Origin of the sequence: Synechococcus sp. O70.2, assembly GCF_047462135.1 — a bacterium.
Taxonomy (GTDB): domain Bacteria; phylum Cyanobacteriota; class Cyanobacteriia; order Thermostichales; family Thermostichaceae; genus Thermostichus.
In genome coordinates this window covers 150384-162444 of record NZ_JANSIS010000002.1, presented here as the reverse complement: position 1 = coordinate 162444, position 12061 = coordinate 150384, and the positions used below count along the sequence as shown (strand labels likewise).

The following is a 12061-nucleotide window of genomic DNA, read 5'->3' as shown; positions in this document are numbered from 1 at the left end:
TAGAGAGAAGGCGGTGGTGGCAAGCTAGAAAGTTCTGCTACAGGCCACTACACCGCCTCTACTTTAGCTGGCAAGTGCTAACGGTGGGTGTTCTCCCGGCGCTAGCTTGATAGGCTACCACTTAAGCAGGTTAAATCTCTCCATATCAATGGTGGCGCGATTGCGGTAGATCCCGAGCACAATGGCCAAGCCTACAGCGGCCTCAGCAGCCGCCACGGTGATGACAAACACCGAGAACACCTGGCCGCGAATCAGAGCTGAATCGACAAAGTTGGAGAAGGCCATAAAGTTGAGGTTCACTGCATTGAGCATCAGCTCAATGGACATCAGCACCCGAATGGCATTGCGGCTAACGATCAACCCATAGATGCCAATGCAAAAGAGGATCGCTGCTACTACCAAGAAAAACTGCAGTTGCAACATCGCAAGAGACTCCGATGGGTAGAGAGGGGTATGAGACCAGCTCTAACGGGTGCTCACTAGCTCTGCTTGCCGTTCTGACTCCGATTCAAGCTGGGGCCGGGCCCGCTCCAGCAAGCTGAGATCCCCCTGTTGGGCTTGGGGAACGACAAACTCTCGACGCGCCAGCACAATGGCCCCGATCAACGCCATCAGCAGCAGAACGGAGGCCAGCTCAAACGGCAACAGATAATCGCTAAAGAAATGCCCCCCGATCACCATAGCGCTGCTTAGAGGCTGGATTGGCTGCAGAGGCCAAGGAGTGTTGAAGGCCATCACCGTAAGCAGGGCAAACAGACCCAAACACACTGCCGCTGTCACTCCATTGCGCAGCCAGCCCAGCTTCAGAGGGGCAAAGGTGTAGCGCCGGTTCACCAGCATAATGGCAAACAGGATCAGTACGTTGACGGCGCCGACGTAGATCAAAACTTGGGCGGCAGCCACAAAATCGGCATTCAAGAGAAGGTACAGCCCGGCTATGCTCAGGAAAACGCCCCCCAAGAGAAAGCCGGAATAGACGATGTTAGGGGCCCAAACCACTCCCAGGGCAAAGCCAATGGCCATTGCCGAGAGCACCCCAAAGCTAACCAGTTGTACGCCTTCTGCAAGGGTCATGGGATCTTCTCTATCGCTGCTCCCTTACCACTGTACTGCCCTGGCGGACTGAGGAAAAGCCCAACTCCCTTGTTCAATCCATAGAGAAATCCCTAGAGTCAGGTCTCACCAACTGCCGCCTGCTCCGCCGCCGCTGCTGCTGCCGCCCCCGAAGTCCCTACCCGAATCCCTATCATCCCTATCGAAGTCCCTGTCGCTGCTACTGAGCTGCGGGATCACAACTTCTCTCTCACGGCGGTACTGGCAAATCGGGCAGGTCAGGATCTCCAACTTCAAACCGCTGGCGTCATAAGTTGCTTCCTGGAGAACCTGTGTGGTGAGGTCAAGGGTGAGAGCTTGACACCGGGGGCAATAGAGGTGGCGATAAAATGCATTCTCGCGAACAACCACAGCTGCCCCCTGACAGCTAGGGCAAAACCAGCCGTAGTAGCTGGCTCTGCCCCGGCTTTTGGCCAAGCGATCTCCCGGGGAGAGGCACGTATCGAGAACTTGCGCCTGGATGGGGCGCATGGGTCGACCGCAGCTTTGGCAGACCACGGGCTGAAAGGGGATCCCCCGGTTCTGGCACAGGGTGCCGTCGGTCACCACAGCCGCCAGGAGGGGCAGCGTCAGCACCAGCCAGTTGCCACTGGCCGACATCAGGAAGAGGCCAAGGCAAAGGGAGCCGGAATAGAGAAACAGTCGAATGGGATCGCTCTGGAGCGAAGAGAGAGCAGCCGCCTCTTGAGTTCGACGGGTCAGGGGGATAGCTCGTCTTGTCCCTCGCTCGGCCTTTAGGTAGACCGGCAAGCGGGAGCGCTGCCACCCCACCCCTAGGATGATGATCCCCAATAGCAGCAGGATCCCTTCCAGGGAGCTTTGGGCAACAGCCAGGGATACCGCTCCAACCGCTTGAGGAACAGTTGCAGGGGAAGGAGAGGTGGAAGCCTGCTGCCCCTGCAGGGCTGAGGCCAACTGCCGTACTCCCGCTAGGGTGCCGCCGTCGAAGTCTCCGGCGCGAAACCTGGGCAGGATTTGCTGGTCGATAATCTGCTGAACCTGGCTGTCGGGGAGGAGGGTGGTCAAGCCTCTGCCTGTCTCAATCTCTATCCGCCGATCTCCTACCGAGACGAGGAACAACACGCCGTTGTTGCGGCCAGCCTTGCCAATGCCCCAGTAGTTGAATAGTTGCGTAGTGAACGCTTTCGGTGTGGCATATCCCTGGGTATTGGGTACCGTAACCACCGCCATCTCGGCACCGGTGCGCTGCTCAAGCTGGGTGATAAGGCGGTTCAGCTCGTTTTCAGTGCTACTGCTGAGGATATTGGCGGTGTCGGAAACCCATCCCCCATAGCGGCGAGGGTTGGGCACCTGTTGAAGGGTAATGGCTCAAGCGGGCTGCGGCAGTAGGAAAATGCCTAGCAAAACTGCCGCCCAAACTTTTGGCATGGCCTACCTGGCTGAGCGCTGCCTTGGTTTTAGCACAGCTATTGGGGATGGAGAGGGTAGCAGTCTCTTGCTGCTTTGCCTTTGGTGTTTGTCGACACAAAAAATAGCGCTGGGACGAGTCTTGGCTTTCCTCTTTTCGCAGGGGAAAGAGGCTAGAGCTCTAAGCAAGGGAAAATCTTCTTCGGTCTAGCTGCAAAGCCTTCCGGATTTTTCTGCACAACTCTTTTTCAGCAAGAGTCAAGCTATTTCTTGCTCCCTCGATGGTTGATTAGAAACCAGAAACTAAGCCAGCAGTGCGGGCCAGGCTTCTTCTTGCCATTCCACCTCAAAGCACTCCTGGGCGGCCTGGAGAAAATGTTCGATCAAAGCAGGGATCCCTGGCGCCGTGGGGCAAATGTCGTAGATACCAATCACCTGCGAGCCGGGCAGGTACTGTTCCCAGAGCGCTAGATTGGGCCGCAACAGGAGGGATCCCTGTTGCAAGATCCCCCAAGGCTGCCACAGTTGGGCGTTGCCCATGAGCTTTTTGCCTCGCCAGCTCAAGTCAGCACGGGTACGGGAGGCAAAGCAACTGATTTTATTGCGGTAGCCTGGATTTGGGGTTGGGCGGTTCTGACCATCCGTCCGGCTGGGAGCAGAAACAGGCGGATCCACTTCAACGCCCAGCGCGGCCAGCCCCTGAACCCAAAAGCGGCAGCAGAAGTCGTACACGCAGGCTCGCTGCAAACGGGGTAGGCGAGCTTGGAGGTAAGAGAGGGGCAGCACCAAGCTGTAGGTGAGCTCTGCCCCCTCTTCAGCCGCCTGATGCAACACCGCCCTTCCCCCCGTGGGCCGGCGCACCACTGGGATCCCTGGCGGGGGATCCCAAACCTGATGCCTGCCTAGAGAAAGGGTGAGCCGATCCCAGCCATAAAAGCGCAAGTAGGGCTTGGGGACGTGGCGCAGCCGCTGCAAAAGCCAAAAGTCCTGTTCCATTTGCCAGTTGCCAGCGGCCACGCGATAGGGCAGCCAAGAGCCCTGGGATCCCATCTCAAGCAGGCGGAAACTCTGCTCGGAGCGGCTCGTCGTACTCGTCGGCCAGGCTGGCCACAATGGTAATGGCGCGGGAAATTTCGCCCGCTGTGATCCCTTCTAGGGTGCGGTAATGGTTTAACACCACCTGGTTGTTCCAGATGCAAAAGCGCGCTTCCAGAGTGTCGCTCCAGTTCTTCTCCAGCAGCTTCCGCATGAGCTTAGCCGGCTCCGCCACCGGCAGAGAGAGAACGGGAGACCATACCAAAAGAGTGTCTTCTAGGGATTCGCCGCTCAGGTGGACGAACACTTCCACGGTGCCGTAGGTGAATTTCCAGGTGTGCCCCTGCTCGTGGTTTTCGTAGGCGGCATCTTCTTTGAGGCTGGAAACCACTGCCGAGACTATTTCAACGTAGCGAGGGGGCTCTTCCACTAGTCCTGGAAAAACCTCTGAGGAACGGTCGATGAGCGGCTCGCTGTAGGCCATGGCCTTTTTCCCTACTCCCTGTCAACCACCTTAACTATACTCCCTAGGAGTCTGAGCTCCTAGCCGGATCCGGCTTGCGCCAGAATGGAGCTGCTTTGGGTTAACTGCAAGCGCCATGGCAACTGCATCTAGCCCATCCCAGAAAGCTATTGGTATTGTGGGGGCCTTGCCAGAAGAAGTGGCCATGCTCACCCAGGCCATGGAGACCCATTCCGTCCATACCTACTTGGGGCGGCAGTTCCATCAGGGATCCCTGGCTGGGCAGCCGGTGGTGGTGGTCCAAGGGGGGGTAGGCAAGGTGCGGGCGGCAACTACGGCAGCTCTGCTGGTGGCCCATTTCCCCATCGGGGGAATCATCTTTACCGGCGTGGCCGGCGCCTTGGCCGATCATCTCCAGATGGGAGATGTGGTGCTGGCCCATGCCGCCATCGAGCACGATTTTGGCACTGGCCGCCCAGAGGGCTTTGTCTTGGGGATCGACTTCATTCCCGAGTTGCGCCATCCTCTAGCCGAGGCCGATAGGGCCCTCTACGACCTGATTGTGCCTCAGCTGGAGCGGATCCCCCTCCACCCTCTGCAGGGACGGCAACCGGCCATCCACCAAGGTCTAGTAGCCACCGGCGATGTATTTGTGGCCGACGCCAACCTACGGCGCCAAATTCGCGAGCGCACCGGGGCCCTGGTGGTGGAGATGGAAGGAGCGGCAGTGGTGCGGGTGGCGCAAGAAGCTGGGATCCCTTGTCTGCTAGTGCGGTCGGTCAGCGACGTAGGAAGCGATACCGATTTCCTAACTTTTCTTCAGACAGCGGCTCTCAACTCGGCAGCGGTGGTTCACAGCGTTTTGCAAAGCTTGCCTCCTCCGCTCTGAAAGACTTATACAACTCCGGAAAAAAGCGGACTTTTGCTCCAGAACGACCCGTAGCTAGCAGCAGAGCCCACCTTCACTACCCCACTAGTCCACAGGCGTCACTTCCCGTCGAGCTGACGAGAGTTGCTCCTTGCTCTTGATCGAGCACACAGGCTGAAGACGGAGCTAACTTTCGCCTAGGCAGAGTGCCTACCCGAAGAAATGGATCTGCTCGCCTACTAGCCTAGCTAATCCACGTGGAGGCAGAAGGTGCGTTGGCGAGGATGCACAGCGTGCCCCAAAGTGGCCTCCGGCCCGCTATGCGAACGGATGGAGTTCAAGTCGAGGACTAGAGGAAAGCCCTCATCAATCTAGCCGCGGGGAGGAAGCGCCGCCCGCTAACAGAAGTTACTAATCCTACTCCGGTGCAAGTGGCCAAGATAGAAGCCACCTAGCAGGCTTAAGAACCTCGCACCGCTAGCGCAAATGCTACTTTCTTCCCGGGAGCAGTTTCCCTGTTCGCGCCGGCGAGACGGAGCCCTCAACCTTTAGCCCTGGAGTAGCTTACCGCCAGAAAAAAGCTTTGGCCCCTGCCTTTAGACAGGGGCTCTCTCTAAGCTAAGTCGGAGCGAAAGGATTTGAACCTTCGACCCCCACTACCCCAAAGTGGTGCGCTACCAAGCTGCGCTACGCCCCGACGCACCTGTACCAGAGATTCCCTCTGGAGGTGCTCTACTAAGCTAGCACTAGAAACTGGATCTTGGCAAGAGCTCCCCCCCGGCTGCCAAATCCTGCAAGGGACATGCTAGCCTGGTTAGGCCGTCAAAATCCCACACGCCTGAACCACCGGGTGCCCTTAACTGGGATCTGTTCAGGCGGAGGCTAACCCGTAGGAGATAACCGAACCATGAGCATTGTCACTTTGCCTCAACTGTTGGAGGCGGGGGTTCACTTCGGTCACAAGGCCAGCAGCTGGAACCCCAAGATGCGGCCCTACATTTTTGCTGAGCGCAACGGTATCCACATCATTGACTTGGTGCAGACAGCCCGCTACCTCAATGAAGCCTATGAATACGTGCGGGAGGGTGCTGAGAAAGGCTGGCGCTTCCTATTTGTCGGCACCAAGCGGCAAGCTGCTGGGATCATTGCCCACGAAGCCACCCGCTGTGGCAGCTACTACGTCAATCAGCGCTGGCTGGGGGGCATGCTCACCAACTGGGCCACGATGAGAACCCGTATTGAGCGCCTCAAAGAAATCGAAGAGATGCAAAACAGTGGCCTGCTCGACCGCCTGCCCAAACAAGAAGCAGGCCGCCTAAGGCGTGAGTTGGCCAAGCTGGAGAAGTACCTAGGCGGCATCAAAAACATGCGCCGGCTCCCCGACGCTGTGATTATTGTCGATCAGCGGCGCGAAGCCAACGCCGTCCGAGAATGCATCAAGCTTAAGATCCCCATCATCTCCCTCCTAGATACCAACTGTGACCCTGACCTCAGCGACGTCTTCATCCCCGCTAATGACGATGCCATTCGAGCGATCAAGCTGATTGTAGGCAAGCTGGCCGATGCCATCTACGAGGGGCGGCATGGGCAGCTCGACACCGTCGAAGAGGAAGAGTACGACTACGAGGGGGCTATGGATCTAGAAGAGGACATTTTGGAAGATCTGGGAGACGAAGGCGAAGCCGATGAGGGCGAGTAGCCCCAAAGGGATTCCAGACCCCCCTGGCATTCCCTTGCCTCCTTTCTGCCCCATACCCTTGGGGAGCTAGGTTTAGAATTATTTCCCAGGGGAGCGGCTGACGAGCTTCGTACGGGGAGAGGGAACCCCTCCCGTGCTAGGCTACAAGAGCAAATAGCTAGCGGCGCGGCGTACTCTGGGCGGCTGCTTTTGTAACCCAGCCTGGAGGTCTATGGTTGGCTTGCCAACTGTAGGGCTGCTCAAAGCCCCTAGCTTTAGCCAGGTGCAGCTTACACCCCACCATATCCTTTACTTTAGCTGAGGAACTCTCATGAGCGACACCAAGACCAGTGTCAAAATCGATCCCCAACTTGTCAAAAAACTGCGCGAAGAAACAGGCGCAGGCATGATGGATTGCAAAAAAGCCCTGGAAGAAGCTGGCGGCGACAGGGAGAAGGCTATCGTCTTGCTGCGCCAGAGGGGCTTAGCAGGAGCAGCCAAGAAGGCTGGCCGCATTACCGCTGAGGGAGTTGTCGATAGCTACATCCACTTCGGCAACCGGATCGGCGTTTTGGTAGAGGTCAACTGCGAGACCGACTTTGTAGCCCGTAACGAAGAGTTTAGAAAGCTGGTTCAGGACATCGCTAAGCAAATTGCCGCCTGCCAAAACGTGGAGTACGTCAGCATTGACCAGATCCCTCCTGAAGTGGTGGAGCGGGAGAAGGCCATCGAGATGGGCAAAGAGGATCTGGCTAGCAAGCCCGAGCATGTGCGGGAAAAAATTATCCAAGGTCGCCTTGAAAAGCGCCTGAAAGAGCTGTCTCTAATGGATCAGCCCTTCATCAAAGATCCCTCGATCACCGTAGAGGAATTGGTCAAGCAACACATCGCCAAGCTGGGAGAAAACATCCGGGTGCGGCGGTTTGCTCGCTTTGTCTTGGGAGAAGGAATTGAGAAAGAAAAGACGGATTTTGCCGCTGAGGTGGCTGCCCAGGCAGGTCTGAATCCAGCCGAGCCCCAGCCGACACCAGCGGAGACAGCTCCTCCCGAGCCTGCTGCAGGGGCTGCTGAGCCCGCAGCCGCCGAGGGCAAGCCTGCCAAGAAGGGCTCTACCAAGAAGAAATAGCCTCAGCCCAACTTTAGCCGCTAACCTTGGCGCGCTTGGCTCCGACGGCCTTTTCCTGTTCCCGCCATGAGCTACGTTTTGCGCAATGCGCTGATCCCCACTGCTAGCGGCTACGAGACGACAGATGTCCGCATTGAAGGGGAGCAAATCGCCGCTATCGGCAAGGGGTTGTTGGCAGGGGCGCCAGACAGCGTGGAACTGAACGCTGACAACAAGCTCCTGCTGCCGGGCTTTGTTAACGCCCACACCCATTCTTCCGAGCTGTGGCAGCGAGGGATCATCCCGCCCTACCCGCTGGAACTTTGGCTAGCGCAACTGCACGAGTACGCGCCGCCGGATCCAGAGAAGGTTTATCTCAGCGCCCTGGCGACGGCGGTGGAAACTCTGCTTAGCGGCGGCACGACTGTAGTGGATCACCTGATCCTCATTCCTGGCCAGGAGCTGGCCACCGTTGAGGCAGCCGTGCGGGCCTATCGGGAGGTCGGGATCCGCGCCTTCATTGGTCCGCTGCTTCAGGATCAGGCTCTCCCCGCTTGCCTGCCGGGTGGAGAAGGGGGGTCGGCAGCCTATCCCCTCTCTACCGCCGAGGTGTTGGCCATGCTGGAAGAGGCAATTCAAAAGTACCACCGGCCTGAGGAAGGCATCAGCCTAATGGTGGCCCCCACTGGCATTCAACTCTGCTCCGACCAGCTGTTCGAAGGCTGTGCTGAGCTCAGCCAGAAGTACAACCTGCCTCGCCACGCCCACCTCTTAGAAACCCGCGCCCAGCAGCTGCTGGCTCAGGAAAAGTACGGCTGTAGTGCTGTGGAGCATCTGGAGCGCCTGGGCTACCTAGACCGAAAAACTTCCCTAGCCCACTGCGTTTGGCTGACTGCAAGCGATATCGAGATCTTGGCCCGCACAGGCTCGACGGTTGTTCACAACCCCTTGAGCAACCTGCGCCTGGGCAGCGGCATTGCCCCTATCTTGAAATACCGTCAAGCGGGGGTCAACGTGGCCTTTGGCTGCGACGGGGCGGCCAGTAACGACTCCCAGGATCTTCTAGAGGCGATCAAAATCGGCACCATCCTGCACAACGTCACCGATCCCGACTACCGGCACTGGATCTCCCCCCGCGAGAGCGTTGAAATGGCCTCCCGTGGTGGGGCCATCGGCCTGGGGCTGGGGGACAAGCTGGGATCTCTGGAAGTGGGCAAGCAGGCTGACCTGGTGCTCTATGATCTCACCCAACTGTCGCTGCTACCTCGCACGGATCCTATTGGGCTACTGGTGCTGGGCCGGCCCACCCAAGCAGTCCACAGCGTCTGGATCAGGGGAAAACAAGTGGTGGCCGATGGCGAAGTAACGACGGTGGATGTAGCCAAGCTGCGGCAGGAGCTATTTCGACACAGCTCCTGGGATCCCTTCCGCCGCTCTCAGCAGGCAGCCCAGCTGGAGGCCCGCTACCGTCAGGTGATGGGTTTGCCGGGGTAGTCATGGCGGGGATCCCTGGGGAGTCAGAGATGGACTGGGCCAAAGCCACCGAGCAGGTGAAGCAACAGGCGCGGGCGCTGGGCTTTGACAAAGTCGGCATTGCCAGCGCGGCAAACCCTCCTGATTGGGCAGGTCTACGGGCCTGGCTGGCTGCCGGTATGGCTGCCGACATGGCCTGGATGGCGGATCCGCGGCGCCAGAATCTGGAGCTGGTGCTGCCGGGGGTACAATCCCTAGTCTGTGTGGCCCTCAATTACTACACTCCCACCCCCCACAGCCGGGATCCGGCCAAAGGCAAGATCTCCCGCTACGCCTGGGGGCGAGATTATCACCGCGTGCTGGGACGGCGACTCAAACAGCTCCACCTTTGGATGCAAGCTCAATTTCCCAATTACCAGGGTCGCTTCTACGTAGACACTGGCCCGGTGGCAGAAAAGCCCTGGGCCATGCAGGCGGGCTTGGGTTGGATTGGCAAAAACAGCCTCCTGCTCACCCGCGAGTACGGCTCTTGGGTGTTTCTGGGAGTGATCCTGACCACTCTCAAGCTAGTTCCCGACCGTCCCCATACTGCCCACTGTGGCACCTGCACCCGCTGTCTGGAGGCCTGCCCTACCCAGGCCATCGTCAGCCCAGGGGTAGTGGATTCGCGCCGCTGCATTGCCTACCACACCCTGGAAAGCCACGCCGAGCGGATCCCTGCTGAGATTGCCCAGAACCTGCACAACTGGGTGGCCGGCTGCGACATCTGCCAGGAGGTTTGTCCTTGGAACCAGCGCTTTGCTCGGCCCAGTCCCCTTCCCGACTTTCAGCCTTACCCTTGGAATGTTGCCCCCGATCTCCAAGAACTGGCCCGGATTGGCGATGAGGAGTTCGACCGCCGGTTTCCCGCCTCTGCCCTGCGCCGGCTCAAGGCCCACCGCCTGCGCCGCAACGCCCAAGCTGCCCTCCACGGAGATGCCGATTCGGCAGTAGGTGAGCCGGGATTAGATCGCCATCGAGTGGAGCCTCTAGAGCAGCCAGCGCAGCTCCCCAGCGCTACACTCTCAGGCCGCTCAGAGTAATGGACGAAGGTGATGGCTCATGGGCCCCTGAACTATGGACCAAGCCCGCCAGGTGGCCAACCAAGCGCCTCTCAGCCTGCTGAATGGCACTCTTCCAACCGCGAAACGCCCTAGGTTGCCCGCAGTTGTACTGGCATGACCAAATAGCAGAGGCGCATCGCCCCAATTGGCTTCCAAACGGCTGGCTGCGTGGCTCCGTTGAGCTCCAGGCTCACCTGCTGCGTGTGGAACACCTTGAGAGCCTCCAGCAGGTAGCGGACATTGAAGGCCACCTCGAGATCAGGGCCGGACATCTGTGCTGGCAGCAATTCCTCGCCACTGCCTACGTCGGGTGCCTCGGTGCTAATGCGTAGGGTTTGGGTTGCCGCAGAGAGACTGAGCTTGACGATGTCGTTCCGCCGGGCAGCAAACACCCCCACCCGCTCTAGGGACTCCACCAGGGGCCGACGCTCTAAGGTTACGTGTCGCTCAAACTGCTTGGGCAGCAGACGGTTGTAGTCGGGGTACTGGCCCTCCAAAAGGCGGCTGGTAATCCGCTGCTGGCACTGAGCGCTGCTGGCGCCAGGGGGCAGAACAAATTGCACCTGCGACCGGTCAAACCGCAACTCCACCCTGGAGGCAACCGTTTGGGCGCTGAGGATGCGCTCCACCTCCCGCAGAGTTCGAGCAGGAATGGTGAAGTCAGGTCCTCCCCTGGATACCTCGACCGGGATTCCCTCAACTTCCACTTGGGCTATGGCCAGCCGATGTCCATCGGTAGCTGCAAACTCTAGCTGTGGCGGATCCCCTGGCACGAGCTTGACATGCACCCCTGTAAGCACCTGCTTGGTCTCGTCACTAGAGGCAGCAAAGAGGGTCTGGTCAATGCCCTGCAGTAGGCTCTCAATGGGCACCTCTAGAGCCTGCGCCGCGGGGTGTTCAAGGGACTCGCTCCCGCCGGGGCAAGCGGCAGCCACCTCGCTGGCAGCAGGGATCGCCACCTCCGGCAGGGTGGGGTACTCCTCCGCGGCAACACTGCGCAGCTGGTACTGGCCAGCAGCTGAGGTGAGGAGGACACGCTCCTGAGCTTGGCTCAGGGTAACTGGGCCTCTAGGCAGACGGCTGACAATGTCGCCAAACAGCTTGGCTGGCAAAGCCAGGCGACCGGATGCCTTCACCTCCGCTTCAAACTCGCTGCGAATGCCTAAGCTGAGGTCAAAGCCAGTCAGCGCCACACGCTGCGTTTCTGCACTGGCTTCTACCAGCACGTTGGCCAGAATCGGCAGGGCGGGGCGGCTGGCAACCGCTCGCCCAACTGTTGCCAGGTGCTGGCTGAGCTCGGCTTGCTCACAGGTAAAGCAAAGGCTGCCGCTAGGACTCCCTCCCGCTTGGGGGAAGGGCTGGCCCATAGCGTCGTCAACGCCGTGGAGATCTCCAGACCTGCCGTCGCGCGGGGCAGACGCGAACAGAGCAGCCCTGGATTCTCCCTCCACAGGACGCTGAGCCTGCACCATTGCGGGACTTGCGAGCTGAGTATGCCAATCCTAGCACCCACTCGCCCCAGGCGATCCCTTAGCTTGCACTCTCGCGCGCGAGGAAGATTACAAACCACGATCCCTACCCAATTTAAATTTTTAACTAGTAGTAGTAGGGCCTGTGGAAATTGTGGAAATTGATTGCCCGACGATTAGCAAAGCCTTACGCCGCAAGCCTTTGAGCTTATTCCCTGCCTGTGGAAAATCTGTGGATAACTTGGGGGTCTTTTCCACAGGGCATTTATACCTTGTGGATAACCTGGGGTCTTTTTCCACAGGTTTTCCACAGTTTTCCAAAGTTTTCCACAAGTTTTCCACAGGCTGGCAAGGCGGGAGCTTGAAAAGTTTACAAAACTTAACAC

Annotated in this window: 10 protein-coding genes, 1 tRNA gene and 1 pseudogene; 5 read left to right on the top strand and 7 right to left on the bottom strand. The window is 58.9% G+C overall.

The annotated features are described in order from the left end of the window. Nucleotides 1-114: 114 nt before the first annotated feature. The 5 genes from nuoK to NW812_RS03275 all read right to left on the bottom strand — a co-directional run bounded on the left by nuoK (nucleotide 115) and on the right by NW812_RS03275 (nucleotide 4000). Nucleotides 115-420, bottom strand: coding sequence for an NADH-quinone oxidoreductase subunit NuoK (gene nuoK / locus NW812_RS03295; protein ID WP_414394380.1), 306 nt, complete (start codon nucleotides 418-420; stop codon nucleotides 115-117). 45 nt (nucleotides 421-465) lie between these two features. Then, on the bottom strand, nucleotides 466-1074 hold the full coding sequence (locus NW812_RS03290) for an NADH-quinone oxidoreductase subunit J (protein WP_414394032.1): 609 nt from the start codon (nucleotides 1072-1074) through the stop codon (nucleotides 466-468). A gap of 105 nt (nucleotides 1075-1179) precedes the next feature. Beyond that, nucleotides 1180-2424, bottom strand: coding sequence for a TPM domain-containing protein (locus NW812_RS03285; protein WP_414394030.1), 1245 nt, complete (start codon nucleotides 2422-2424; stop codon nucleotides 1180-1182). Nucleotides 2425-2784: 360 nt separating this feature from the next. Beyond that, nucleotides 2785-3531 carry a lipoyl protein ligase domain-containing protein gene (locus NW812_RS03280; RefSeq protein ID WP_414394029.1) on the bottom strand — a complete coding sequence of 249 codons (747 nt, stop codon included), beginning with the start codon at nucleotides 3529-3531 and terminating at the stop codon, nucleotides 2785-2787. A 1-nt stretch (nucleotide 3532) separates the two neighbouring features. Next, a complete protein-coding gene (locus NW812_RS03275) occupies nucleotides 3533-4000 on the bottom strand; it encodes a YbjN domain-containing protein (RefSeq protein WP_414394028.1) in 468 nt (155 codons plus the stop codon). A 115-nt stretch (nucleotides 4001-4115) separates the two neighbouring features. On the opposite strand from NW812_RS03275, the gene NW812_RS03270 reads away from it, so the two are divergent. Then, the gene (locus tag NW812_RS03270) at nucleotides 4116-4868 is read left to right on the top strand and encodes a 5'-methylthioadenosine/adenosylhomocysteine nucleosidase (protein ID WP_414394027.1); all 753 of its coding nucleotides are present in this window, start codon (nucleotides 4116-4118) and stop codon (nucleotides 4866-4868) included. 602 nt (nucleotides 4869-5470) lie between these two features. Here the strand turns inward: NW812_RS03270 and NW812_RS03265 are convergent. Continuing rightward, nucleotides 5471-5544, bottom strand: a tRNA-Pro gene (locus tag NW812_RS03265). A gap of 210 nt (nucleotides 5545-5754) precedes the next feature. Between NW812_RS03265 and rpsB the strand changes: the two genes are divergently transcribed. The 4 genes and pseudogenes from rpsB to queG all read left to right on the top strand — a co-directional run bounded on the left by rpsB (nucleotide 5755) and on the right by queG (nucleotide 10185). Next, entirely contained in the window at nucleotides 5755-6546 is a 792-nt protein-coding gene (gene rpsB, locus NW812_RS03260) for a 30S ribosomal protein S2 (protein ID WP_414394026.1), read from the top strand. A gap of 310 nt (nucleotides 6547-6856) precedes the next feature. Next, nucleotides 6857-7522, top strand: a pseudogene (gene tsf, locus NW812_RS03255) (translation elongation factor Ts); the annotation flags it as partial. A gap of 195 nt (nucleotides 7523-7717) precedes the next feature. Further along, on the top strand, nucleotides 7718-9124 hold the full coding sequence (locus NW812_RS03250) for an amidohydrolase (protein WP_414394025.1): 1407 nt from the start codon (nucleotides 7718-7720) through the stop codon (nucleotides 9122-9124). 29 nt (nucleotides 9125-9153) lie between these two features. After that, the gene (queG, locus tag NW812_RS03245) at nucleotides 9154-10185 is read left to right on the top strand and encodes a tRNA epoxyqueuosine(34) reductase QueG (protein WP_414394024.1); all 1032 of its coding nucleotides are present in this window, start codon (nucleotides 9154-9156) and stop codon (nucleotides 10183-10185) included. Between the two features lie 110 nt (nucleotides 10186-10295). Here the strand turns inward: queG and dnaN are convergent, their stop codons facing one another. Continuing rightward, nucleotides 10296-11678, bottom strand: a complete 1383-nt coding sequence (gene dnaN / locus NW812_RS03240; protein WP_414394023.1) for a DNA polymerase III subunit beta — start codon at nucleotides 11676-11678, stop codon at nucleotides 10296-10298. Nucleotides 11679-12061 lie beyond the last annotated feature (383 nt).